This window comes from Saccharopolyspora sp. NPDC049426 (assembly GCF_040676935.1).
In the GTDB taxonomy this organism is placed as follows: Bacteria; Actinomycetota; Actinomycetes; order Mycobacteriales; family Pseudonocardiaceae; genus Saccharopolyspora.
In genome coordinates, this window is record NZ_JBFAPZ010000009.1 from 90,070 (window position 1) to 115,467 (window position 25,398).

Here is a 25,398-nt window from a genome sequence, read left to right on the forward strand (position 1 = left end):
GATCCGGCCCTGCCCGGTGGAACCGACGACCTCGCCGGTGGCCAGGTAGCCGGGCCGCCGGACCTGCTGCACCCGCGCGAACTTGAAGTGCCGACCGGGGTGACCAGGGGCCGAACAACCGTGCCCCACGCGCTCGATTCCTGAGGCCCCGGGCCCTGCACCGTTCGCCGATCGCGGTGTGTAGTCGGGACCAAAGGCTGTACAGCGTGGCGAGTGCCTCGGAGAGACTTGGGAGGTCCAGCTTTGCTTTGGGGGCAGCTGTGAAGCACCTGATCGTGTGCTGTGACGGCACCTGGAATTCCCCGCACGACGAGACGAACGTGCGTCGTCTCCACGATGCCGTGGCTGATCAGAACGCCGACGGCGAGCAGAAGAAGTGTTACGTGTCGGGGATCGGCACCACCGGTTTCCTTCCCGCTGACGTCGTCGCTGGAGCAGTGGGGCTCGGGCTGGACTCGAAGATGGTCGAGGCCTACGACTTCTTGGCCCGGAACTACCAGCACGAGAACACCGACGGTCGTCCGGACAAGATCAGCTTGGTGGGCTTCAGCCGCGGCGCCTACCTCGCGCGGAACCTGGCGGGGCTGCTGACGACCTACGGGATCGAACCCGTGGCGCCCAGCACCAGCGAATCCGACCGCACGCACGCTGAGAACGTCTATACCGCGTACCATCGAAACACGGACAGCGCGGCGGTGTGGCGCCGCTGGTTCCACCGCAGGTTCGCACATCCCGTCCAGGTGCACTTCCTGGGCGTGTGGGACACGGTGGGATCACTCGGCATTCCCGCGGAGTTCGGCATCCTCGACACTCTCGACGCCGGCAAGTACCGGTTCTACAACACGCGCCTCAGCGATCACGTGATTCACGCTCGCCACGCCGTCGCGCTCGACGAGCGACGAGGCCCGTTCTCCCCCACGCTCTGGACCTCTCGAGCCGACGCGAACGGTTCGACCTTCCGCCAGGTCTGGTTCCCCGGAAACCACGGGAGCGTCGGTGGTTCCGGCCGCGAGCAGGAGCCCGGTGCCAGCACCGGCCACCTGTCCGACGTGACGTTGCAGTGGATGGTCGACCAGGCCGTTGAACGCGGCATCGCCTTCGCTCAGCTGCCGCTCACCCCGGACCCCTCCGGCGATTTCACGGAGAACCTCAGGAGCTTCTACCGATTCGTCAATCCGCACCCGCGAGCGGTCCCACAGCTCGCCGCGAACAGGCACGACACCACCCTGGGCGAGATCCACGAATCCGCGCTTCAACGCGTCAAAGCCGTCGAAGGCTATCGGCCTCAGACAGTGCTCGTCGGAGATCCGCCACAGGCGAAGACTTTGGTCCAGGCCCGCGAAGCGTGGAACGACACCGGGATCTGGCTCACCCCAGGCACCTATCGGATCTCAGCACGAGGCGAATGGTCCGACAGCGGCGTCCGACTGGCCCTTCGGGAACGCGGACGGAAGGGGCGCGCCTCGCCGCACTCCTGCGCGGAGGTCTCCGGGCGCTGGAAGCGCTCCAAGCCGGAATCCGGGCAGCCACGAGGAACGATCAGGCGCGAGTGTTCGGCACCAGACGCGTCTGCGCCGACAGCAGCGGAAACGCGACCCCCTGGATGTGCCTGGTCGGCGTGATCGCCGACGGCGCGCTGGACCCGCACACCGAACTCCAGCAGCCCCACACCACCTTCAAGATCGGCGATGGCATCACCGACTTCGAAGTCTTCCGCCCTGGCTACCTCTACGCCTTCGCCAACGACGCCTGGGGGTTCTACTTCAACAACGCCGGAGCAGTCGAGCTCACCGTTCAATCGGGCTAGAGAAGTTCGAGCGCACCTGCTGGTGGAGCCAGCGGGTTCATCGCCGAAGAGGACGGGTGCGCACCTTCCTGAGAACGACCGCACGTCCGCAGCAGACCGCACCCGAGGGGGTGCACGGAGGAGGGCATCATGATGAATTGCGACACCTACACGGTCCAGAGGGGCGATACGCTCTCGGAGATCGGCGAGTGGTTCCACGTTCCGTGGGAGGAGCTCCAGCACCTCAACGACATCCCTGACCCGGATTTGATCTACCCGGGTCAGGAAATCCGCTTGGCCCACGATGGACAGGTGTGCAAGGTCTACACGGTGCGCACGGGGGACACGGTTTCGGAAATCGGTGAGCGGTACCACGTGAAGTGGCAGAAGCTCGCGCACTACAACCACCTCGCCGATCCTGACACCATTCATCCAGGGCAGAAGATCTGCATTCCGCAGCAGACCGGCCACCGCTGAGGCCGCCCGGGAGATTCGTCCACGGGGCGATGTTGGGGAGCACGGGTTCCGCGGTCCCACCGCGCGCTTCGCCCGCACGCGGTGGTCTCGTACAGCCGAGCGAGGTGAGCGGAGATGACCGCATCGGACGAGGTGCAGCGGAACGCGGCCGAGGTTCAGCAACCGCGATTCGTCCGCCGTTGGCCGTGGGCCCAGCGAACCCTCGCGCACATCCGCGAGTTGCGAGCACTGGCGGGGTACGTGGAGAAGCAGGTGTCGAGCGCCTCGTGCACGGCACTGGTGATCGACGCCAAAGGCCAACTGGACACCGCGGAACGAGCTGTGCTCGAAGCACGTTGGTTCTGGCGTGGCAGTGCCGTCGACGGGGCGCTGGCGAACATGAACGCCGCGCACGCGCTGCTGCTGCAGGTGATGCCGCGCCAGGACCTGCGGGCCATGCTTCCGGATCTCGTCGCTGTGATCGAAAGCCACCTCCCGCCGCACGACCGGCGTCGGGTGACCACCGCAGGGGTGGCCGGGGAGAGCGGCGCCGGCCCGGCTGACTCACCACCGCCGCGGCAAGCGAACGGGGGTGCCCCAGGGGGAGAAGGCAACGGGAGAATCCCCACGGCCGTCCAGAGGCGAACCATCGCCGAAGCCATGCGCGCCTCCTACCACGTGCAGGAGGGCGAGGTCATCCGTGAGCGGAGCTTCACCTACCTGGTGTACAAGTGGGCCGGTGGCCTGTTCGCCATTGCTGTCCTGATCGCGCTCCTCGCGTTCTACTTCCCCACAGCACTTCCCCTGTGCTTCCATCCAGTACCGCCCGTTCCACCGACGCACCACGCGGTGGTGTGCCCGACCGGAGGAGCCCCGAACCCTGGATCACTACCCGTTCAGGGTTGGGACTACCTCGTGGTTGAACTGGCCGGTCTGATCGCCGCCGCGGTGACCGGCGCCGCGGCCCTGCAACAACTCCGCGGGACGGCGACGGCGTCCAACGTGCCCATCACCCTCGCCGTGCTCAAGTTGCCGACCGGGGCGCTCACAGCCGTCCTCGGAATCTTGCTCATGCAGGGGCAGTTCTTGCCAGGACTCACCGCGCTCGACACCCCGGCGCAGATCATCGCCTGGGCCATCGTCTTCGGAGCCGCCCAGCAGTTGTTCACGCGGTTCGTCGACGAGCGGGGTACAGCGGTCATGCGTGCGGTCCCGGCTCCGGGCCTCGACGACCTGCCTCGCAAATCGGAGAGCCGGACGCCTCACTGAACCTCAGCTTGAACCTCGGTGCTCACGCTGAAAGCCCTCCGCGCGCCTGCTTCAGCCAATCAGTCAGAGGCGATTTCACAGTGGCGAAGCCACTTCCTACAAAAGCATGGCCAACGGCCCAAGCTGCCCGGATCCGGATTGTGAAAGTTGCTTCCGGGTCCAACGGCCCTGTCGTGAAGTGTCGTCGGAATGCCACTTTGGATCTGCACAAAGCCTTTTGACATGCGGGAAACCGCAGGTACGCGGTGGGGGTTGTGATGACTGGGGCTATGCCGTCGTTCGCCAACGGTGATCCGGAGTTCGGTCGCCGAGTACCCGATGAGCTGGGCGCGCCGACGGGACGTTACGTGGTGGTGCTCGCCGACGACGTGCAGGGCGACGAAACCGCGACAGCCGAGGCGTTGCGGTCGGTGGCCGGGGTCGCCAACGTCGCGCGGTCGAGCGATTTCGCGGCCGGCGCGCTGGATGTCGACCAAGCCGAATCCGCCGATGCCATGGTGTTCAGCGAGCTGGGCGTGGCCGTGGTGTCCGCGGACCCGGACCGGGCGAGTTCGATCATCGCCACGGCAGACGAGGACTCCCGCGTGATCGCGGTCGAACCCGAGCAGATCTTGCACACGTTGGCCCAGCCGCAGGCGCTGACGGCCGGTTACCTGCACGGTTTCCGCGACGCGGCCAGCCTGCTCTGCGATCAGTTGAGCGAAACCGACGGAGCCGCGATGCTGGCGGAGCCCGCGGCGGCGCAGTTCGTCGACACGCCCGTGATGACCTGGGGTTTGCAGGCCACCGGGGTTGCCACGGCGCAGCCGACCGGTCAGGGAACCAAGGTGGCGGTGCTCGACACCGGGTTCGACGGCGGACACCCGGATTTCGCGGGCCGGAACGTCACCGCCCAATCGTTCGTGTCGGGCCAGACGGTGCAGGACGGTCAGGGCCACGGGACGCATTGCATCGGGACCGCCTGCGGACCGCAGCGCCCGCCGACCCCGCCAGGCGGCCGCCGCTACGGTGTGGACCACGGCGCGCACATCCTGGTCGGCAAGGTGCTCAGCAATCAGGGGTCCGGAACCGACACCAACATCCTCGCCGGGATCGACTGGGCCATCGCCAACGGCGCGAAGGTCATCTCGATGTCGTTGGGCGCCGACATCCCCGCTGTGTCGCAGCGCTACGAGACGGTGGGTCGCCGGGCGCTGGATCGCGGTGCGCTGATCGTGGCAGCGGCGGGCAACAACGCCGACCGGTCCAGCGGCGACGTCGGCTTCGTCGGCATCCCGGCCAACAGCCCGTCGATCATGGCCGTGGGAGCCGTGGACTCCCAGCTGCACATCGCGGAGTTCTCCGCCCGCAGCAACCCGGTCAGCGGTGGCCAGGTCGACATCGTCGGCCCAGGAGTGCTGGTGTACTCCTCCTGGCCGATGACCAAGCGCTACCACACCATCAGCGGCACCAGCATGGCCACGCCGCACGTGGCCGGCATCGCCTCGCTGTGGGCGCAGCAGACCGGAGCCACCGGCGCGGCGCTCTGGTCGATGCTCACCCGCACCGCGCGACGACTGCCACTGCCCTCGATCGACGTGGGCGCGGGACTGGCCCAGGCATCGCAGTGACGACGGAGCCTCAGCAGGTCGTGGTGACCGTCGATGACGATCAGTTGGCGGAGATCGGTGAGCTCGCCGAGAGGCTGCGCCTGGCCGGAATGCGGATCGATCAGGTGCTCGGCGATATCGGCGTGATCACCGGGTCTCTTCCAGCGGATCGTCTGACCAGCGCCCAGCGGCTTCCCGGCGTCGCCGCCGTCGAACGGGAAACGTCGTTCCAGTTGCCGCCGCCCGATGAGGACGTCCAGTGACCCGGACAGACCAACGCCCACCCTGACCGTCCGGAGGGATCGCAGATGACCGCCGTGCGAATCTCCACGTTCAACGTCGAAAACCTCTTCGCCAGGTGGCGATTCAAAGAGGGAATAGACCCATCGCTCGCGAACACGAGCGGCTGGACCGTCAACGAGACGCTGTTCAGCGAACTCGGCGCCGGCGACAAGGCGATCACGGGTGCGGCGGTGCGCAGCGAGAAGGCGGACCTCATCGGCTTCCAAGAGGTCGAGAACGTCGACACGCTCAAGAACTTCCGCGCGCGGTCGCTCGGGGGACGCTCCGAATATCCCCACGTCGCGGGCGTGGACGGCAACGATCCGAGGCGGATCGACGTCGCGGTGCTCTCGCGCTCCCCGATCACCCGGATCCGCTCGTACCAGCACCTCGCGGACCCGGACTCCCTCACCAGCTCGCTGTTCTCACGCGACTGCCTGGAAGTCGACGTTCAGCTGACGGAACGAACGATGGTGACCCTCTTCGTCAACCACTTCAAGTCGATGATGGGTGGGCGTGCCGCGACGCGTTCACGCCGCATGCGGCAGGCAGCGGCGGTGCAGCGCATCATCACCGACCGGTTCGGGTCGAACCCGGGTGATCATCCCTTCATCATCATGGGCGATCTCAACGACTACCTGGAGTCCGATGACCAGGGAGACTCCGGGATCACCGAGCTCGTCGAGTGGGATCAGGTCGACAACGTCATCAACCGGCTGCCCGAGGACGAGCGCTGGACGCACTTCTGGGCCAAGGGCAACAAGTACCACCAACTCGATTACCTGTTGTTGTCGCGCTCGCTCGCCGATGCCAATGCGGGGAAGCCCGAGATCCTCCGCAAAGGTCTGCCGTTGCGGGCGACGCGCTACACCGACGAGCGCTTCCCGGGCGTCGGGCAGGACCACCCGAAGGCGTCGGACCACTGCCCGGTCACCATGACGCTCGACGTTCCCTGAGCTCGGTCGAGAGACCTCGAAGCTACCCGCCAGAGGCGCTGTCCAGCGCGATCGGCGAGGTCGATGATCGGTGCCGCACCGACACAATTGCGGCGTTCGCCGCCGTGGCACGGTTGGGCTCGGTGCGGCGGACCGCTGCCGTGCTGCAGATTTCCGAGGCGAACGGCGCTTCGACATCGGCCAGGATCACGCACACCACCCGCACCAACCGTCACGCCATGCCGATGACCTGGGCGGTGACGGGGTGCTACTGCGGGACCGGCTGGCGACTGTTCTTCACTCGTGTGGGTGGCTGCGGCGTGCGTTTCGTGCACGGAGTGTTTCGGTTCACGCTCCTCTGGTTGGACATCGGGGCCGTTCGGGGTCGAGACTGGGATCAGGACAGCCGATGACAGCGTGAGTTCCGCTTGGTCGACTGTCTTGCTTTTGACCTTCTTCTTTATCGATACAGATCGTCGGGTCCCCCGACCTCGGTGATCTGAATCCCCCCGTACTGCTCGCAGAGTCTGCTTCCCCGAGAGGAGAACTGTGCCCTTCGCGCTGCTCGCGCTCGCCGTTGGCGCTTTCGGTATTGGCACCGCCGAGTTCGTCATGATGGGCGTGCTCCCCCAAGCCGCCGCCGAGCTCGGCGTGTCCATCCCGACCGCCGGGCACCTGATCAGCGGTTACGCCCTCGGCGTCGTCGTCGGAGCTCCGGCGTTGACCATCCTCGGCGCTCGGTTGCCGCGCAAGACCATGCTCGTCGTGACGATGGGGCTGTTCACCGCCGGGAACGCGCTGTTCGCGCTGGCGCCGAGCGCCGGGGTCGGCGTGGCCCTCCGATTCCTGGCCGGACTGCCGCACGGCGCGTTCTTCGGCGCCGGTGCCGTGGTCGCCGCCGGCCTGGCCGGGACCGGTAGCCGGGCCAAGGCGGTCTCGATGATGTTCATGGGCCTGACGCTGGCCAACGTCGTCGGCGTGCCGTTGGGCACGCTGCTCGGCCAGCAGTTCGGCTGGCGGGCCACCTTCGCCGTGGTCGCCGCGATCGGTGTCGTGGCCATCGCCGCCATCGTGCGCCTGGTCCCGGACCAGGGTCGCCCCGAGCCGGGACAGTCCGCCGTGCTCGACCAGCTCGCCGCTTTCCGGTCGCCGCAGGTCTGGTTGGCGTTGGCGGTCGTCACATTCGGCCTCGGCGGAACCTTCGCCTGCCTGAGCTACCTGACCCCGATCCTCACCGACGTGTCCGGGTACTCGCCGACCGCGGTGACGTTGCTGCTGGCGCTGGCCGGGCTCGGCATGACGGTCGGCAACTACCTGGGCGGTTGGATCGCCGACAAGGCCCTGATGCCCGGCGTCTACGCCGCGCTGATCGGGATCGCCGTCGTGCTCGGCCTGTTCACCATCACCTCCGGCAACAAGGTGGCGGCCGCGGTGACCGTCTTCGCCATCGGCGCCGTCGGCTTCATGGTCGCACCGATCATGCAGGCGCTGGTCATGGAGAAGGCCGGTGGGGAGGCGTCGCTGGTGTCCGCGGCGCTGCAGTCCGCCTTCAACGTCGCGAACTCGATCGGTGCCTACGCGGGCGGTCTGATGATCGCCCACGGGCTCGGCCTGCTCTCGCCGAACCTGGTGGGGATGCTGCTGTCCGCGGTGGGCCTGGCGCTGGCCCTGGTGACCAGCGGCCTGGACCGCAAGTCCCGGCGCGAGGTTCCGGCTCTGGAGGTCATCGAGGGCGGGCGTCCGGCGGCGGCTCCGCAGCTGGTCGCGGCCGCGGCCTGAGCCGCAGCGCTTCTCCGCCTTTTCACCCACGCGCGGCAGGCGCTCCAACACCGCAGCGATCACCTGATCGCTGCGGTGTTGCCGCGTTCCCCGGCAGGAGCTCCTTCCTCAGTCGACGCCCTTTTCGTGCAAGGGGTTGGGGATCGTTCCGTGCACAGCGGCGTGAGGACGCTCAGGCCGGTCGCGGTAGGCGTCCAACAACAGGCGGTTGCGGTTCAAGCACAACCGCTCGATCTCCGGGGTGAGCAGGTCGAAGATCTTGAAGCGGTCCGCCAGCTGGGGTGCACCCGCCTGGTAGGCGAGGACCTCGGCGCGCACCATCGCCCAGAATTCGCCCTCCGGCACCCCGAGGTGCTCCTCCACCAGCGGAGCCAGGTACCGGAAGTGACCCACGAACAGCCCGCTCTGGATGAACTGGCACAGGAACTGGGGCTCCTCGCGCAGCAGGACCTCGTCCACTTCCCGCGGCATGTCCTCCAGTTCGGGCAGGGGTGCGGAGGCGACGTTGACGTCGTCCACGAAATCCTTGACGGCGAGTCGGACGGGCATCTCGTCGCCGTCGAAGACGACGATCGTGTTCTCACCGTGCGGGGAGAACACGAGACCGTACTGGTAGAGGAAGTGCAGCAACGGTGGCAGCAGCGCGCCGAAGAGGTTGCGCAGCCACGTCTTGGCGTCCACACCGGAGCGTTCGACCAACTCGCTGACGAACGCGCGTCCATCGCGGTCGACGTGCAACAGCGAGGCGAGGGTGCGGGCCCGTTCGCCGCTGTCGAGCTTGTTGCTGATCGGCTCCCGCCAGATCGCCCCGAGCAGTTCCAGGTACTGGTACGGGACTTCGGGGATTTCCTCCAGCACGGGATGTTTGACGGTGACCGACGCGACCTCGCCGAGCAGCACCACGCGGGTGTGGTCGCGCAGGAACTCGTCGTTGGCGGCCAAGCCGAGCACCCACGACGTCAGCGCCGGCGCGGCGACCGTGCGCTCGGTCGGCAGTCCTCGCCAGACCAGGGTGTTCAGGATCGACAGCGGTAGCTTGACGTAGTGCCTACCGGGGTCGTCGATGTTGGCGAACGTCCGGATCGACTGCTGCGGCCGGTAGAGGTCCGGGCCATCGCCGAGCGGCACGATCCGCTGTTCAGCGACGTCCGGGGCGAAGGCGGGCAGCACCACCTCGTCCCACTGCCAGGGGTGCACGGGCATCCAGACGTAATCCTGCGGATCGAGTCCCGCGTCGGTCAGCACTTGCGCGAAGCGCCCGCGCGTCTGCTCGTCGAGCTCACCGCTGAGCAGCCTCTCGTCGGTGAGGCCTTCGACCCCGCGGTACTGGGCCAGCGAGGCGTGCACCGCGATCCACGGCAGGCGCAGCTGCTGTCGCGATTCCGGTGCGTAGCGTGCGACGTCGGAGGCGGAGAAACCCACCCGGCCCTTGTTCGGAAGGATCCAGGGATGCCCGGTCTGGTGACCTTCGAGCTCGACGTAGGACAGATCGGCGAGCTCGGCGGCGGTGGCACCATCGGTGCCGAGCAACCGGGCGTCGGCGGCCAGCGTGGCGTTCAGCTCGCGGGCGAGATGTCCTGCGGTGTCACCGCTGATTCCCAGCGTCGATCGGGCGTCGAGGAGGAACTGCAGTGGATCGTCGGCGGGCTGCTGCGAGTCTCCGGCGGTGCGCACGATGGACTCGGCGTCGACGCTCCAGTGCCCGAACGCGGAGCGCCGAGCGGCGAAGCGGTACGACACGTTGCCGGGCAGGTCGAGCCGGTACCGGCCGGCGTCCAGTTCGATCGGTTCGAGCAGCAGTTCGTAGGACAGCTCACCGAGCGCTTTGGCGAGCAGATCGCGCCCGGCGCGCCGCCAGTTGTCCGCGGTGAGTTCAGCGGGTACGGACAGGGACATCTGACACCTCCGGAGAGCGGGGATGGAAAAGGGTCGTGGGAACCAGGGCGGTGGTGACCGCGAGCACCGCGAACAGTCCGGCGCCGGTGGCGAGCGGAACGGCCAGGTCCCAGGTGGCGCCGGCGGTGGCGATCAGCGGCGCCGACAGCAGAGCGGTGTGCTGGGCAGCGGCGATCAGCCCGTAGACCGCCTCCGAGCCGCGGGTGGTCGTCAGGACCCGGACGTCCAGCGCGACCTGACCGAGGCCGAGGCCGGCCCCGAACACCGCGCGCCCGAGCGCGAGCAGCAACGGGTCCGCCGTCACGGCCTGCAGGACCAGTCCCGCCGCAGCCACGGCGAAGGGCACGACGAGCCCAGGCGGCCTCGTCCGCACCTGCTTCACGGCGACAAGTGCAGCGAGGTGGGCGACGACGAACAGCAACGCACCGGCGAATTCCGAGAAGCCCGCTTCGGACGAGTACTCGGTGAAGTAGGGCCGCACCACGTTGCCGGCGAGGTGGAAACCCAGCACCAGCCCCGCCGTCGGTAGCACCACTCGTGCCGTGAGGGGCACGACGTCCGCCGGCTTGACCGTCGTTTCCTCGCCTGTCGCCCGTCGGGACCGCAGCGCGACGGCGCACACCACGAGGAGCACGCCCTCGACCACCGCGAGCAGCGGCAACGCCTGCGTCGGATCGGGAGCACTGACGATCAGCGCACCAAGTCCGGACGCGGCGACGATCGCGATCTGCAGCACCGCGACGTACTGGCGCACGCCCGACAGCAGTCCGTTCGGATGGGTGCGGGCCGTGGCTGGATAGGCCAGCAGCACGACCGCCTTGGCAGCGACCAGGGCGACGCCGATGGCGGTGAACACCGCCCAGCTCGGCGCCAGCGCGAGACATCCGGTCAGCACGACGGCAACCGATTGACCGCACAGCACCAGGTGTTCCATGCGCCACCGCCGCGTGGCCAGCCCCCACAACGGGAGCGCGAGGATCGCCGCGATGCGGCTCAGGCCCACGAACCAGCCGGTCGCGGCGAGGTCGTGCACCCCGAACGCGGCTCGGAACAGTTCCGGGTAGAACGGGGCCAGTGCGGTTTCGGTCACCATGTGCAGTCCTGCCGCCGTGAGCAGGACGTGCCGCGAGCGCATCACTCGACGCCGAAGGTCGTGAACGCGTTGCGCTGCGGCAGCGCGTACGCGTCGCGACCGGAGACGGAGTTGAGGATCACCGCGGCGCGGTGCGCGCCCAGTCCGAGGTCGGGTGCTCCCACGCCGTGGCTGTGCATCTCCGCGTTCTGGACGTAGACCTCGCCGGTGACCTCGTCGGACAGCGCCAACCGGTAGTGGTCGTCGACCTGGTAGCGACCGCGGTCGTCCCAGTCGATCACGTCGGTCAGCGAGTGCAAGCAGGACGGCGTGCTGGCCGAGTACCCGGTGGCGAGCACGACCCGGTCGGTGCGGACGTCGAAGGCGCGATCCTGCTCGATGTGGTGGCACGCCAGCTCAAGACCGCAGCCGTCCTGGTGCGCACCTGTCACGGCCACGTTCGGCATGAGCGTCACGTCCGGAAAGCGTCCACCGATGCTGCGCTCGTAGAGCACGTCGTGGATCTCCGCGAGCGTTCCGGCGCTGCTGGCCTTGTAGAGCTGCCACTGCGCGGGAACCACGCGGTCCCGCGTTTCCTGCGGCAGGGTTCGGAAGTAGCGGGTGTAGTCCGGGGTGAAGTGCTCGAGTCCGAGCTTCGAGTACTCCATCGGCGCGAACGCCTGCGAGCGCGTCAGCCAACGCAGCCGCCACCCCATTTCCTCCTGGTGCCGCAGCAGGTCGAGCACGACCTCGGCGCCCGACTGCCCGGAGCCGATCACCGTCACGTCCTCGGCGCCGCGCAGCGACTCCAGGCGTTCCAGGTAGGACGAGGCGTGGAAGACCTCCTTGCCCAGCAGCCCGCGCAACGGCTGCGGCACCACGGGCTCGGTGCCCACGCCGAGGACCACGTTGCGGGCGACCGCGGTCTCCCGCCGCGCCGTCTGGACGTCCTCGGCTTCGACGTGGAACACCTCGTCGTCGGCGTCCCAGCGCACTTCGGTGACGCGGTGGCCGAAGCGGCAGGACGGCAGCGATTCGGCCACCCACCGGCAGTAGTGGTCGTATTCGCGGCGCGAGATGTGGAAGTTCTCCGCGAAGTAGAACGGGAAGAGCCGCTCGTGCTCGCGGAGGTAGGACAAGAACGACCAGCGGCTGGTCGGGTCCACCAGGGTTGTCAGGTCCGCCAGGAACGGCACTTGCAAGGTGGTGCCGTCGATGAGCAACCCGGAGTGCCAGGAGAACTCCGGTTTGGCGTCGAAGAACGCGACCGAGAGGTCCTCCACCGGGTCGGCCAGGGCCGCCAGGGACAGGTTGAACGGTCCGATGCCGACTCCGACGAGGTCGTGCACGCGGGTCATGCGACGGTCTCCCCCTCTGCGAACGGATTGTCGATGTCGACGTAGACCGATTGGGTTTCAAGCGGCCCGACGAGTTCGTCGAGTCCGTCGATGCGTGTGAGCAGGTTGGCCTTGCAGCGCAGGGTCGTCGCGTCGGCGAGCGTTTTGGCCAGCGGCAGGTCGGAGAACTCCCGCAGCCGTTCGCCGAGCAGCCCCAGCAGCCGCCGCTCGTCGGCCAGGCCCTGCGAGCCGAACGCACCGACGAGCCCGAGCAGGTTGTTGACGCCGATGTAGTAGCCCAGGCGCTCGTCGATGACGGCGTCCTCGACCCGGTTGTCACCGAACTCGCCCACGCCCGGCAGGAACCGCTCCAGCTCGCCGACCCGAGTCGCGGAGATGTAGTAGCCCTGGTTGTCCCGATACCACCCGCCGCACGGCCAGCCCTCGGCGTCCAGGGCCACGACGGTGTTCTGCTGGTGCGCTTCGAGTCCCAGCCCGTGGGCACGGTAGAGCCACAGCACCGGTGCGATCACGTTGTCGAAGTAGCGGGCGCACCACTGCTCGGAGACTTCCGCGACCGTCGTGCCGGTCCGGTCGACCAAGCCCGCGATGAGCTCTCCGAGCGCGGATCGGCCCAAGTCGGGGCGCTCGGCGAGCAGCCCGGCCACGCATGCCGCGCGCTCGTCGACGCCGAACGGGTTGTCCCGAACGACCACCTCGATCCCGCTCTCCTGCCTGCCGCTGCCGGCGGCCGGGTCCACGGCCAGCCAGGCCGGGTCGCGCACGACGGAGAACCCGGGATGAGCCGCGGAGATCTCGGCGGCCAACCCCGATTCCAACAAGCGGTCGATCTCGACGCCGCGGTGCAGCTCCTTGCGGAGGTTCTCCCGCTTGGAGTTCGTGATCGGCATGCCCAGCGAGAACTTGAGCATCACCGGGGCGTCCGGCCGGTACAGCGTCCGGATCGACGCGGTGGGGAACCACGGCACGCCTGATGGTCCGAGGTCGCGCAGCAGTCCGGTGTCGAACAGCTCTCGCACACCGGGCCTTTCGCGCACCTCTGCCGCTTGCCACGGGTGCAAGGGCACCGCGACCGCTCCCGCGTCAACCTCCGGGGCATACCCGCTCAGCAGGTCGGCGACTTCGCCTTGCGAGGACACCACGGACCGGTCCGCGGCGAACCAGTGCAGCTGGAAAGCCCCGCGCAGTTCCGGGGAGTAGGCTGTGGCCTCGGCATCGGTCCAGCCCACGCGGCTCTTCGGCGTGGGATGCATGGGGTGCCCCAGCAGGAGGGCCTGCTCGGCGGCCAGGAACGGCGTGATCCCCTGCGGGACGTCCGTCTCGGCACGACGTTCACGCAGGTGGCGAGCCGTGCGGTACTGCGAGTCCGCGACGCGTCCGACGAGGTCCGAGGCCGTGTCGGGGTCGGTCGTGCTCTCCGCGGACAGCAGCCCCGCCAACGTCACGGCGTTGACGACACCACCGCCGGGGAACCGCACCTCGCCGAACTGGTGGTGACCGGTCGGCGAGCGGCGCAGCACATCGACGTGCACGCTCGTCCCAGCGGCAGGAAGCGGCAACCGAAGGACCCCTGATTCCGGTACCTCCGCGGCGGTTTCGCGCAACCAGCACCGCAGCAGTCCGGTGATGGTCGCCGCATCGGCGACACGGGAGTGGTCCATCGCGCTCGCGATGCCGGTCATCGGCTTTCCCTTTCTCCAGCGGCGCGCACGTCATCGATCAGCGCAGCGATCTCGACGGGCGTGGTGTGCGGGTTGAGCAGCGTGAGCTTGAGCCACACCGAGCCGTCCAGTTCGGTGCGCCCGACCACCGCCCGGCCCTCGGTCAGCAGTGCCCGCCGCAATTCGGCGTTGACCTGGTCCGAGTCGCGGGATTCCGGCCGGTAGCGGAAGATCACCGTGGTCAGCACAGGATCCTGGTAGAGCTCGAAATCGGGACTGTCGCGGAACACCGCGGCGGCGTGCAACGCCTGCTCGTGACACTGATCAACGAGCTCACCGAGCCCGCGACGCCCCAGGGCGCGGAAGGTCACCGCGATCTTGAGCGCGTCCGGTCGACGGGTCGTGCGCAACGAACGCCCCAGCAGGCTCTGGAATCCGGCGACCTCATCATCTTCGGTGTTGAGGTAGGCAACCCTGCGTTCCATCGGATCGAACGCGGCGGCTCGCTGTGCCAGCAGCACCCCGGCCGCGACCGGTTGCCAGCCCAGCTTGTGCAGGTCGATGGCGACCGAGTCAGCGCGCTCGATCCCGTCCAGCAACGGACCCAGCCGCTCGGAGAACAACGCACCTCCGCCGTACGCGGCATCGACGTGCATCCACACCTCGTGCTCGGCGGCGATGTCGGCGATGTCCGACAGCGCGTCCACGGTGCCGAGGTCGGTCGTACCTGCCGTGGCGATCACCGCGATCGGGATGTCGCCGCGGTCGCTCAAGTCGGACAGCACCGCGCGAAGTGCGTTGGCGTCCATCCGCTGTTTGTCATCGACGGGAACGTGCACGATGCAGTCCTCGCCGAGTCCGAGCACTCCCGCGCTGCGCGCGACCGAGAAGTGCGACGTCGCTGAGCACAGAACCCGAAGCCGCCCGTGCGCCTGCGGCGGAATTCCCGAATCGACCGCCTGCGCGCCGAAAGCGCGAGCAACCGCGTGTTCCCGCGCCAGCAGGAGGCCCGTGAGGTTGGATTCGGTACCGCCCGAGGTCACCGCCCCGGAGGCGACCTCGGGGTCGTAGCCGACCAGCGAGGACAGCGCGCGCACGACTTCCGATTCGATCTGGGTGCCCGAAGGCGCTTGGTCCCAGGAGTCCAAAGAGGAGTTCAACACCCCTGCGACGAGGTCCGCCGCGACCGCGACCGCCAACGGGGGCGTGTGCAGGTGCGCCACGCATCCCGGGTCGGCCGGATCCGCCGCACCTGCGGTGAAGCCCTGCGCCACACCGGCGAGCGCGGTCTCCGCGCCCTGTCCCTCCGCCGGAAGCACCTCGCCGGAGAACAGCGAGCTGACGGCGCCGGGACCGCCCGCGGGCAAGGGGCCATCGCGCTCAACAGTCCCCTTCTCGAGAGCCTCGAGCGCGGTGGCCAGCAGCGGACGCAAGAATCCGGGACCGCTGCTACCACCCGCCAGCTGGGTACTGATCGTCACGTGCGCTCCACCTCGTAGTCGGGTTGTGCGATTTCACGCCGCGAAGCGGCGAGGAACAGCCGGACCGGCCGCGGTTGTTCACGCGCGGCTCCATCCAGATCCAATTAGGTTTGCCTACCCTTGTTCCGGCGGGGACCGTAACGACCCGACGGCGAGATCCACAACCCGGGCGAGGGAGTGCTATGTCACGCCACGTCGACGAATTCGCGACCGCCAGAAGCGCATGTGGCCGCAAAACCGGAGGGCATCGCGACAACGACGGGATGTCGACCAGCTGGTGCCGGCGGTCCTCGCCAGCGGGAGCGATTTCACTGAGTTGGCGGGCACCTGCGCGGTCTGCTCACTCGGTGACGGGAGGCCCCCGCGTCGGCTCACCACGATGATCCGCCGGGCGAGCCGGCTACCGAAAATGGTTCAGCGGCGCGCGTAGGCCTGGGGTGACATGCCCTTCCAGCGTTTGAACGCGGTGGTGAAGGCCGGCGTGGCGGCGTAGCCGAGGCGGCGGCCGATCTCTTCCACGCTCAGCGCTTTGGTGGCCAGCAGTTCCTCGGCGAGGTGTTCGCGGACCTCGTCGGCCAGCGCCCGGTAGGAGGTGCCTTCGGCGGTCAGCCGCCGGCGCAAGGAACGGGAGCTCATGTGCAGCTCGACGGCGACCGTCTCGATGTCGGGCATGTCCCCCGGCTGGGCCGCCAGGCGATCGCGCACCGTGCCGGCGATGCCTGCCCGGGCCCGCCGGTCTGCCAGCAGTCGGCGGCACTGGTCTTCGGTGACCGCTGCGGTGTGGGCATCCGCCTGGGGCAGGGGACGATCCAGCAGCTCGGCAGGGACCACGGCGGCGTTGTTGGCGCTTTGGAAGGTCGGGCGCATGCCGAACGCCTTCTCATGCGGTGCGCTCGCAGCAGGAGCGGCGTGGCGGAAGTGCACCTCGAAAACGGCGCTCTGGTCCGACAAGAGCTGGCGGGCCAGGTGGATGCTCGAGGCCATTTCGCGTTCCACCAGGAAGCGGCGGACGTCGGAGGGCAGGTGCGAGCCGTCGAGCACCAGTCGTATCCCGTCGTCCTGCTCGACGGCGGACATCCGGGTGAAGGCGAAGGTCAGGTTCACGTACCGCAGGCCGACGGCGATCGCGGAGCGCAAGGTGGGGCTGCTGGACAGGGCGAAGCCCCAGATGCCGTGGGTGGTCAGGTGGTAGCGCATCCCGGCCTCGATCCCCAACGGCACGTCCTCGCCAAGAGCGTTGAGCAGGTTGCGGATGATCTGAAGCTCCTGGTGGGCGGTCACGGTGGCCTGGGTGTCGGCGAGCGCATCCGGGTCCAGACGGGTCCCGCGCAAGCTGACTTCGTGCGGCACTCCGTTCTCCACGCCCAGTCCGGTCAGCACCAGGGCGCTCGCCGGGGCGCGAGGCAGATCCCAATCGCTCATCGAAGCCTCCCTGTGAGCCTGTCCGGAAATGTTAAATCCTTGGCCACGGAGCGGCTCCCGGTGAACGCCCACGATCTTTAACGTCGACGTAACGCCACTCGCTTCCCAGCTCAGGGCGGCTGTGGCCTCCGACGACTGGTCGTGGCAGTGGACGACCGCCTCGTGGATCCAAGGAGTGCAGCGATGAAGGAACACCGGATCTCCGGCAGCGGCGGGGTCACGCTCCACGCCCGCGAATGGGGTGAGCCGGATGCGCCCACCGTGGTGCTCGTCCACGGCTACCCCGACACCGGCGAGGTCTGGAACCCGTTGCTGCCGCACCTGATCGACCGCTACCACGTGGTGGCCTACGACGTGCGGGGGTCCGGCCGGTCCGGGCGGGGCTGGTCCTACGGCGGCTACGAACTCGACCGGCTGGTCGGCGATCTCAAGGCCGTGCTGGACATCACCGCCCCCGGCAAGAAGGTGCACCTGGTCGGCCACGACTGGGGAGCGATCCAAGGTTGGGAGGCCGTCACCGGTACCCGCATCGCCCGCCGATTCGCTTCCTACACGGCCTTCGGCGCTCCCTGCCTGGATCACGCCTCCTGGTGGATCCGCGACCGCCTGCGCCACCCCACCCCGCGCCGCCTGGCCGCCCTCGCCGACCAGATGACCCGCTCCTGGTACATCTTCACGTTCCACCTGCCCGGGATCGCCCCGCTGGCGTGGCTGTCGAGAGCCGGCCGGGCCTGGTTCGGTCTGATGCGCCGCCGCGAGGGCATCCGCCCCGGACCCGATTACGCCGGCTCGAATGCCGCGGACGCCAAGCGCGGCATGTGGATGTACCGGGCCAACTTCACCCACAAGCTGCTGCACCCCGGAGACGGGCGCACCGAGGTCCCGGTGCAGGTGGTCATCGGCGGCCACGACCTGTGCGTGGCCCCGGGGATGTACGAGGAGACCGCTTCCCGGTTGCCCCACCTGTGGCGGCGGGACCTGCCCGAGGCCGGGCACTGGATCCAGCTGACCCACCCCGAGCGGTTGGCGGACTGGATCGGCGAGCTGGTCGAGGTCACCGAGGACCGCGCCCGGCGCGAGCAGGCCCAGGCCCCGGCGAAGAAGCCGCGGCACGGCACGTTCCACCCGCTGCGCGTCGCGGAGATCGAGCTGCTGACCGCCGACAGCGTGGCGGTCACCTTCGACGTACCTGAGGAGCTGCGCGAGGCCTACCGGTTCACCCAGGGCCAGCACATCACCGTCCAGACCGACCTGGGTGGCGAGGGCGTGCGCCGCAACTACTCGATCTGCGAACCGGTGAGCTCCGGTCGGCTGCGCATCGGCATCAAGCTCCTGCCGGGCGGGACGTTCTCCACCTACGCGATGGAGCAGCTGCAGGTCGGGGACGTGCTGGAGATCATGACGCCCACCGGGCGATTCTTCACCGAACTGGATCCGGCCAACGCCAAGCACTACGTGGGCATCGTCGGCGGCTCGGGCATCACCCCGATCCTGTCCATCCTGGCCACGGTCCTCGAGGAGGAGGAGAAGAGCCGGTGCACGCTGCTGTACGGCAACCGGACCTGGGACTCGATCATGTTCCGGGACGAGCTGGCCGCACTCCAGCGCCGCTTCCCCGACCGGCTGCGCATCCGGCACTACTTCAGCGACGAGCCCGCAGACAGCCCGATCCTCGCCGATGACGACGTGGCCGCCGGGCAGCTGACCCCCGAGGCCCTGGCAGGCCTCTTCGAGGAGTTCGTGCCACCGGAGGACGCCGACGAGTGGTTCCTGTGCGGGCCGCAGCCGATGGTCCTGCCCGCCCGCGACACCCTGCTGGCCCACGGAGTCGATTCCCAGCACGTGCACCTGGAGCTGTTCGTCGCCGGGTCCACCCGTCAGCCCGGGGTGGACGAACCCGCCGCCCCCGCAGGAGTGGCGCCCAGCGAGGTCACCGTGATCGTCGACGAGGAGGAGACCTCGTTCCCACTGGTGCCCGGCACCGAGACGATCCTGGACGCGGCGATGCGCATCCGCGGCGACATGCCCTACTCCTGCCTGGCCGCTGCGTGCGCCACCTGTCGAGCCAAGGTCTGCACCGGCAGCGTCGAGATGGCGGCCAACAACGCCCTGCACGACGACGAGATCGCCGACGACTACGTGCTGACCTGCCAAGCGCGGCCGACCACTCCCACCGTCGTCGTGAACTACGACCTGTGACGTTGCCGCATCGAATCCTGAACCAACCCCTGGAGAAACCCATGGACTCGTCTGGAGACACGCCCACGAACCCCACGACCTCCTCGGCGGAAGACCACGCCGCGATCCCCACCGTGCGCCAGGTCAGCTTCGACTGGTCGAACACCCCGCTGCACTGGGTCAAGGCCGACGATCCCTTCGTCGGCCACATGATCAACGTGTTCCACATGCTGCTGCCGCCGCTGGAGCGCTGGTTCATCCACGACTACCGGCAGATCCTGCCCCGCATCACCGACGAACTGCTGCGCGAGCAGGTCCGGGCCTTCATGGGCCAAGAAGGCGTGCACGCCGTGGCCCACACCACCGCCTTGGACCACCTGCAGGCCCAAGGGATGGACTGCACCGCCTACATGGAGCGGGTCGAGCACGTCTTCAGCCAGATCCTCAGCGACGACACCGCCCCGCGAGCCCTGCGCAACCGATGGCTGGAAGCCCGGATCGCGGCCATCGCGGCGCTCGAGCACTACACCGCCGTGCTGGGCCAGTGGCTGCTGGACGCCGAGGAGCTCGATGCGGTCGGAGCCGATCCGGTCATGCTGGACCTGCTGCGCTGGCACGGCGCGGAAGAAGTCGAACACCGAGCGGTGGCCTTCGACGCGTACCAGCACATCTCGGGCAACTACCCGCTGCGCCAGACCGTCATGATGACGCTGGTCTTCCCCAGACTGATGAAGCTGATGATCGACGGCGCGGCGTTCTTGATGCTGGCCGATCCCACCGTGGACGAGCGAACCAAGAGCCGCTACCGCGGCAGGCTGCGCGACGCGCAGGTGCTGCGCGAATGGCGCCGAGCCGCCAAACAAGGGCTGCTGCCACGCCCGAAGTTGCTCTTCGAGGCCATCCCGCAGTTCCTCAACCCCAAGTACCACCCCATCGAGCACGGCTCCACCGACCAGGCCCTGGCGTACCTGGCGAGCTCGCCTGCGGCCCAGGCCATCAACGGCCCATCGGCCGAGCCCAACCCCGACTGACCGCCCTGCACATCCGAGGAGATCCCATGCGCCGCAAGGCCGTCTTCATCACCGGGGCCGCCCGCGGCATCGGCCGCGCCACCGCCGAGAGCTTCGCCCGCGCCGGCTACCTCGTCGGCCTCTACGACATCGACGCCCACGGCGCGGCCACCACCGCCAAGGAAATCGCCGCTACCACCGGCGAGGACACCACCACCTCCAGCGCACTCGACGTGGCCGACCCCGCCGCCTGGCAGGCCTGCCTCGAGCAGTTCTGGTCCGCGTCCGGCGGACGGCTCGACGTGCTCGTCAACAACGCCGGCATCCTCACCACCGGCGACTTCGCCGAGGTGCCCCTCTCCCGGCACGCCGACATCGTGGAGATCAACTTCAAGGGCATGCTCAACGGCTGCCACACCGCCTTCCCGTACTTGAAGCGCACCCCGGGTTCGGTCGTGGTCAACCTGTGCTCGGCCAGCGCCATGTATGGCGTAGCCGGTCTGGCCACCTATTCGGCGACCAAGGCGGCGGTCCGGTCCCTGACCGAGTCCCTGGAACTGGAATGGTCGCGCCAGGACATCCGCGTGTGCGATGTGCAGCCGACCTTCGTGGCCACCGACATGGGCGCGGTGTCCATGCCCGGCACCCGCATCAAACGCCTCTCGGGCAGCCTGACGGCCGAGAAGGTGGCCAAGGCCGTGTTCGCCGCGGCCGAGCATCAGCCCCGGCTGCCGCACCCCCACCGCATCATCGGCCGCCGGACGAAGGCCACCGCCGTGGTCAACCGGGTGGCGCCCTCCTGGCTGATCCGCGAGATGTTCAACCGGCTTTCCCGCTGATCTGCATCCGCTCCCGAAAACCGGGCACCGCACTGAAAGAGGAGACCCCGATGACCGCGACCCCCACTGCCGCGCGCAAGCGGCTCAACCCACTGCCGACCGCACCGACCGCTGCCCCGCCGGTCCAGGCCCACCCGCTGGCCATCCCGGTCCCGGAGGTCGTCGAGCTGGGCGCGCCGATCACGACGTTGGAACGCATCCACCGCACCGAGGGCGGCCCAGGTGCGAGCTTGCGGATGGCGCGCACGGCCGCGGCCGATTTCAAACGCGAGTTCACCGCCACCGGTACGCCCGCGCACGTGTCCACCCACGACCTGATCACGCTGCCGTACCCGACGAAGTTCGGGCTGTGGCGCGCCCCCGCCTCCCCCTCGCCGTTCCTGTTCATCACCAACCGGTTGGTGATCGTCCGCTGGACCGACACCGACGGCCGGCGCAGGACCCTGCTGTGGGAGCCCAGCGACACCGAGCTGGACGGCAACACCCCCTACTTCGCCACGCTGCAGGCCCGCACCCCCAAGCTGCTGATGGGCGCCGTGGTCCAGTTCAAGGCAACGGTGCTCGAACGCCTCGCGGAGGTGGGCATCGACCCTGCCGAGGTCGACTACGTGGCCTTCGACCACCTGCACACCCAGGACGTGCGCCACCTGATCGGCACCACCGAGCCGCAGGCCGACATCTCACCGAACGCGCCGGTCCCGGCCTGGCTTCCGAACGCCAAGCTGGTGGTGCAGCGCACCGAACTGGAGGCCATGCGCGACCTGCACCCGCTGCAGCGGCCGTGGTACCAGCCCGAGACCTACGTCGATCTGGACCCCGAGCGGATCATGCCCATCGACGGTGACCGGCTGCTGGCCCCCGGTGTGGCCATCATCCGGACTCCCGGGCACGCCACCGGAAACCAGACCCTGGTCCTCAACACCGACACCGGCGTGTGGGCGCTGTCGGAGAACATGATCGCCACCGAGTGCCTCACACCGGAGCACAGCAAGATCCCCGGCGTGAAGGGCTGGGCCCGCAGCTGGGGCCAAGAGGTCATCCTCAACGCCAACGTGCTGGAAACCACCGCAGCGCAGTACAACTCCTGCGTGGTGGAGAAGACCCTCGTCGACCGCTCCCAGCGCGACAGCCGGTTTCTGCAGTTCTTCCCCACCAGCGAGCTGACCGCCCGACCGGTGCTCAGCCCTGGCACCAGCCCCACCTTCGTCCACGGCGAACTCCGGCACGGCTCGTAACGCCCATCAGCACGGGTACCGACGCATGCGTCGAAGGTGCGAACGACTGCGATCGCCCTCGGCGACGGGCGTTAGTTCGCGACACCCACGCGGACGGGAACGGAGTCCCATGCGCGGAGGGTGTTGTTGTGGTGCCGCGTGGGTGTGCCGTCGAGTTCGATGGTTTCGATCCGGCGGGCGAGGGCGGTGAGCAGTGCTTCGGATTCGAGGCGGGCGACGTGCTGCCCGACGCATTGGTGCAGGCCCATGCCGAACCCGACATGGCCGGAGGGATCGCGGGACAGGTCGAAGGCATCGGGGTTTTCCCAGCGACGGGGGTCGCGGTTGGCGGCGGCGAGGAACATCAGAACCTTGCGGCCCTCCGGGATGTGGACGTTGCCCGCAGCCACTTCGGTGGTCGTGGTGCGGAAGAACGTTTGCACCGGCGATTCCCATCGCACGGCTTCGTCGAACGCCACACGCGCCAATCCGGGGTTGTTCCGCAGCCGTGCCCACTGGTCGGGGTGCGTGGCGAAGGCGTACAGCACGGCCGAAAGCGCGTGCACGGTCGTGTCGACTCCGGCGGTCAGCAGAGACCGCACGATCAGCGGGGCCTGGTCCGGCAGGATGTCGCCGCGGTCGGCGGCGGCCCAGATGTCCGCACCGAATCCCTCAGGGGCGAGGGTTTTGCGACAGCACTGCTCGCCGACCCAGTCCGACAGCTCCTCGACCCGGGGCGCGCCTTTGGCGACGAGGGCGTTGTTCGGGCCGAACGCGTTGAACGCGTGGTCCCCGTAAGGCAGCAGGTTCTCCCGCCCCGCCACCGGAAGGCCGACGGCGTCCGGGAACACCCGCAGCGGGAAGACGTGGCTCAACTCGGTGGCACCGTCGAACCGCGTTCCCCGGGCCAGAACCTGGTCGACGAGCTCGTCCGCGTCGGCCATCCACTGCTCGCGCAGTCGACGCAGGGCGCGGGGGCCGAGGACCTTGCTCAGCACCCGACGTGGCGCGTCGTGATGAGGCGGGTCGGCCTCCAGCAGCAGACTCGGGGTCCGCCAGGGCTTTTCGGTGCGGAAGTTCGCCAGACCCACGCCTGCGGCGGACTGGAACCGCTGCCAGTCGGTGAGCGCGGCACGCACCTGCTCGTAGCGGGCGACGGCGAAGACGTCGTGCTCGGGCAGGAACACGACCGGCCCGGCTTCCCGCAGTTCGGCGTGCAACGGCAGCGGGTCTTCCAGGACGGCGTGATCGAACGGGTCACCGACGATGACCGGACACGGTGTTGTGGGAGTCGTCATGGTTGCCTCCGCGGGTCACAGGTCGAGGACGAGCCGGTCGGACAGGGAACGGGACACGCAGACGAACATGCAGTCGTCCGCGGTGCGTTCGTGGTCCTCCAGAATCGCGTCGCGGTGCTCAGGACGGCCCGCGAGCACAGTCGTCTCACACGTGCCGCACGTCCCCTGGCGGCACGACGACAGAACGTCGACCCCCGCGTCCGCGAGGGCGTCGAGCACGCTGGCCTCGGTCGCCACCGTGACGCTCCCGCCGGTGCGGGCCAGCTCGACTTCGAACGGCGCTGCGCGGGCGGGTGCGGCGGAGTTGTCGCCGACGAACCGCTCGGTGCGCAGTGTGTGCGGCGGCCACGCGGAGCAGGTGTGCTCGACCGCGTCCAGCAGCGGCGCCGGACCGCAGGCGTAGATCGTCACCCCTGGGCGAGGGGCGCCGAGGAATCCGGGTAGGTCGAGCAGCCCGTGCTCGTCCTGCGGGCGGACCTCGACGCGGTCGCCGCAGGCGTCGAGTTCGTCGAGGAACGCCATCGCCGCGCGGGTCCGGCCGCCGTAGAGCAGCCGCCACCGGGCCCCGAGCAGCTCGGCTTGCCGCACCATCGGCAGGAGCGGGGTGATCCCGATACCGCCGGCGACGAACAGGTACTCCGGCGAGGGCACCAGTGGGAAGTTGTTCCGCGGACCACCCGCACCGACCACGTCGCCGACCTCGAGCGTGTCGTGCACGTAAGCCGATCCACCACTCCCACCGGGCTCGCGCAACACCCCGAGCCGGTACTGCCGCGGATCCCAGCGATCGCCGCACAGCGAGTACTGCCGGGTCATCCCGTTCGGCAACACCAGGTCGATGTGCGAACCGGGCGTCCAGTCCTTCAGCCGGCCGCCATCGGCGGCGACCAACTCGACCGCCACCACGCCATCGGCCGCCGCGGTCTTGCTCTGGACGCGCAACCTGGCCACGTCCCGCGCACTCATCAGGGTCATCGTTGATCCTTCCTCGACGTGCCCCACGACCGTCGCCGATGCCCGGATCAACGCAAAACGAACTCTCAATGGACAAGACGACCGGTGAATCACGACACTCAGGGGATGCCACGAGCCGCCACCGGCGAGTCGTCCATCGCGCGAGCCGCGCGGATCATCGCCGCGTTCACCGCCGAGGAGACGTCCCTGACCGTCACCGAGATCGCGCGGCGCACGGGACTGCACATCGCCACCGCTTCCAGGCTCATCGCCGAACTCACCACGCACGGGCTGCTCGCCCGGGGTCCCGACCGCGACGTCCGGATCGGCGTCCGGCTGTGGGAACTCGCCTCCCGAGCATCACCCATCTCGTCGCTGCGCGACGCGGCGATGCCCTACCTGGAGGACCTGCACGCGGTCGTCGGCCACCACGCCCAACTCGGCGTGCTCGACGGCGACGACGTGCTGTTCGCCGAACGCCTCTCCGCCCGCGACGCGGTGATCAACTACTCGCAGATCGCCGGACGGCTGCCGGTGCACGCCTCCTCCAGCGGACACGTGCTCGTCGCCCACGCACCACCCGAGGTCCGAGATCGCGTGCTGCAGCAGCCAATGCCCCGCTACACCGCGGCGACGATCACCACCCCGGACCAACTCGACCGCGCGTGGGCAGCCGTGCGCAGGCAGGGCTACGCCTTCCTCCCCGGCCACGTCCACGAGGACGCGACCGGTATCGCCGTCCCCGTCCGCAACACGTTCAACGAAGTCGTCGCCAGCCTGTCGATCATCGTGCCCAACGACGAACACGCCCAAGCCGGCATCCCCGCACTCCTGGCCGCCGCCCGCGGGATCACCCGCACGCTCACCAGCCACCGCCCACCGAACTGCCGGCCGGACTGAAGCAATCCCTCGCCGGCGA

The 25,398-nt window shown here is 68.8% G+C and carries 22 protein-coding genes; 13 read left to right on the forward strand and 9 right to left on the reverse strand.

What is annotated here, in order from left to right:
* The first annotated feature begins 275 nt into the window (after positions 1-275).
* The 7 genes from AB0J78_RS20480 (at position 276) to AB0J78_RS20510 (ending at position 6,338) form a co-directional block, all read left to right on the forward strand.
* Positions 276-1,622 carry a DUF2235 domain-containing protein gene (locus AB0J78_RS20480; protein WP_363791704.1) on the forward strand — a complete coding sequence of 449 codons (1,347 nt, stop codon included), beginning with the start codon at positions 276-278 and terminating at the stop codon, positions 1,620-1,622.
* On the forward strand, positions 1,619-1,807 hold the full coding sequence (locus AB0J78_RS20485; protein WP_363791276.1) for a hypothetical protein: 189 nt from the start codon (positions 1,619-1,621) through the stop codon (positions 1,805-1,807). Before AB0J78_RS20480 ends, AB0J78_RS20485 begins: the two co-directional genes overlap by 4 nt.
* A gap of 129 nt (positions 1,808-1,936) precedes the next feature.
* Complete coding sequence (locus AB0J78_RS20490) at positions 1,937-2,263, forward strand: LysM peptidoglycan-binding domain-containing protein (RefSeq protein WP_363791278.1); 327 nt, start codon at positions 1,937-1,939, stop codon at positions 2,261-2,263.
* 114 nt (positions 2,264-2,377) lie between these two features.
* Positions 2,378-3,511, forward strand: coding sequence for a hypothetical protein (locus tag AB0J78_RS20495; protein WP_363791280.1), 1,134 nt, complete (start codon positions 2,378-2,380; stop codon positions 3,509-3,511).
* Positions 3,512-3,768: 257 nt separating this feature from the next.
* A complete protein-coding gene (locus tag AB0J78_RS20500; protein WP_363791706.1) occupies positions 3,769-5,121 on the forward strand; it encodes a S8 family serine peptidase in 1,353 nt (450 codons plus the stop codon).
* A 23-nt stretch (positions 5,122-5,144) separates the two neighbouring features.
* A complete protein-coding gene (locus tag AB0J78_RS20505; protein WP_363791282.1) occupies positions 5,145-5,363 on the forward strand; it encodes a hypothetical protein in 219 nt (72 codons plus the stop codon).
* 45 nt (positions 5,364-5,408) lie between these two features.
* Positions 5,409-6,338, forward strand: coding sequence for an endonuclease/exonuclease/phosphatase family protein (locus AB0J78_RS20510; RefSeq protein ID WP_363791284.1), 930 nt, complete (start codon positions 5,409-5,411; stop codon positions 6,336-6,338).
* 22 nt (positions 6,339-6,360) lie between these two features.
* Here the strand turns inward: AB0J78_RS20510 and AB0J78_RS20515 are convergent, their stop codons facing one another.
* Positions 6,361-6,528 carry a hypothetical protein gene (locus AB0J78_RS20515; RefSeq protein ID WP_363791286.1) on the reverse strand — a complete coding sequence of 56 codons (168 nt, stop codon included), beginning with the start codon at positions 6,526-6,528 and terminating at the stop codon, positions 6,361-6,363.
* A gap of 338 nt (positions 6,529-6,866) precedes the next feature.
* Here AB0J78_RS20515 and AB0J78_RS20520 point away from each other — a divergent pair, with 338 nt between their 5' ends.
* A complete protein-coding gene (locus AB0J78_RS20520) occupies positions 6,867-8,096 on the forward strand; it encodes an MFS transporter (protein ID WP_363791288.1) in 1,230 nt (409 codons plus the stop codon).
* Positions 8,097-8,204: 108 nt separating this feature from the next.
* On the opposite strand, the gene AB0J78_RS20525 is transcribed toward AB0J78_RS20520, so the two are convergent.
* The 6 genes from AB0J78_RS20525 to AB0J78_RS20550 form a co-directional block, all read right to left on the reverse strand.
* Positions 8,205-9,992 (reverse strand): IucA/IucC family siderophore biosynthesis protein, encoded by a 1,788-nt coding sequence (locus AB0J78_RS20525; RefSeq protein WP_363791290.1) that lies wholly within the window; start codon positions 9,990-9,992, stop codon positions 8,205-8,207.
* Entirely contained in the window at positions 9,970-11,127 is a 1,158-nt protein-coding gene (locus AB0J78_RS20530) for a hypothetical protein (RefSeq protein ID WP_363791293.1), read from the reverse strand. The genes AB0J78_RS20525 and AB0J78_RS20530 overlap by 23 nt, the downstream gene beginning before the upstream one ends.
* A complete protein-coding gene (locus tag AB0J78_RS20535; RefSeq protein ID WP_363791295.1) occupies positions 11,127-12,422 on the reverse strand; it encodes a lysine N(6)-hydroxylase/L-ornithine N(5)-oxygenase family protein in 1,296 nt (431 codons plus the stop codon). The genes AB0J78_RS20530 and AB0J78_RS20535 overlap by 1 nt, the downstream gene beginning before the upstream one ends.
* Positions 12,419-14,104, reverse strand: a complete 1,686-nt coding sequence (locus AB0J78_RS20540; RefSeq protein ID WP_363791297.1) for an IucA/IucC family protein — start codon at positions 14,102-14,104, stop codon at positions 12,419-12,421. Before AB0J78_RS20540 ends, AB0J78_RS20535 begins: the two co-directional genes overlap by 4 nt.
* Positions 14,101-15,564 carry a pyridoxal-dependent decarboxylase gene (locus tag AB0J78_RS20545; protein ID WP_363791299.1) on the reverse strand — a complete coding sequence of 488 codons (1,464 nt, stop codon included), beginning with the start codon at positions 15,562-15,564 and terminating at the stop codon, positions 14,101-14,103. The genes AB0J78_RS20540 and AB0J78_RS20545 overlap by 4 nt, the downstream gene beginning before the upstream one ends.
* A gap of 414 nt (positions 15,565-15,978) precedes the next feature.
* Complete coding sequence (locus AB0J78_RS20550) at positions 15,979-16,986, reverse strand: AraC family transcriptional regulator (RefSeq protein WP_363791300.1); 1,008 nt, start codon at positions 16,984-16,986, stop codon at positions 15,979-15,981.
* Positions 16,987-17,169: 183 nt separating this feature from the next.
* Here AB0J78_RS20550 and AB0J78_RS20555 point away from each other — a divergent pair, with 183 nt between their 5' ends.
* From AB0J78_RS20555 to AB0J78_RS20570, 4 genes are read left to right on the forward strand one after another with little or no spacing between them, the layout of a single operon-like run.
* Positions 17,170-19,185, forward strand: coding sequence for an alpha/beta fold hydrolase (locus tag AB0J78_RS20555; protein WP_363791302.1), 2,016 nt, complete (start codon positions 17,170-17,172; stop codon positions 19,183-19,185).
* A 41-nt stretch (positions 19,186-19,226) separates the two neighbouring features.
* Positions 19,227-20,195, forward strand: a complete 969-nt coding sequence (locus tag AB0J78_RS20560; RefSeq protein ID WP_363791304.1) for a metal-dependent hydrolase — start codon at positions 19,227-19,229, stop codon at positions 20,193-20,195.
* Positions 20,196-20,221: 26 nt separating this feature from the next.
* Positions 20,222-21,013, forward strand: coding sequence for an SDR family oxidoreductase (locus tag AB0J78_RS20565; protein WP_363791306.1), 792 nt, complete (start codon positions 20,222-20,224; stop codon positions 21,011-21,013).
* Positions 21,014-21,063: 50 nt separating this feature from the next.
* Positions 21,064-22,248 carry a hypothetical protein gene (locus tag AB0J78_RS20570; protein ID WP_363791308.1) on the forward strand — a complete coding sequence of 395 codons (1,185 nt, stop codon included), beginning with the start codon at positions 21,064-21,066 and terminating at the stop codon, positions 22,246-22,248.
* A gap of 71 nt (positions 22,249-22,319) precedes the next feature.
* Here AB0J78_RS20570 and AB0J78_RS20575 read toward each other — a convergent pair whose 3' ends face one another.
* The gene (locus AB0J78_RS20575) at positions 22,320-23,525 is read right to left on the reverse strand and encodes a cytochrome P450 (RefSeq protein WP_363791310.1); all 1,206 of its coding nucleotides are present in this window, start codon (positions 23,523-23,525) and stop codon (positions 22,320-22,322) included.
* Between the two features lie 15 nt (positions 23,526-23,540).
* The gene (locus AB0J78_RS20580; protein ID WP_363791312.1) at positions 23,541-24,500 is read right to left on the reverse strand and encodes a PDR/VanB family oxidoreductase; all 960 of its coding nucleotides are present in this window, start codon (positions 24,498-24,500) and stop codon (positions 23,541-23,543) included.
* Positions 24,501-24,605: 105 nt separating this feature from the next.
* Here AB0J78_RS20580 and AB0J78_RS20585 point away from each other — a divergent pair, with 105 nt between their 5' ends.
* Positions 24,606-25,379, forward strand: a complete 774-nt coding sequence (locus tag AB0J78_RS20585; protein ID WP_363791314.1) for an IclR family transcriptional regulator — start codon at positions 24,606-24,608, stop codon at positions 25,377-25,379.
* Positions 25,380-25,398 lie beyond the last annotated feature (19 nt).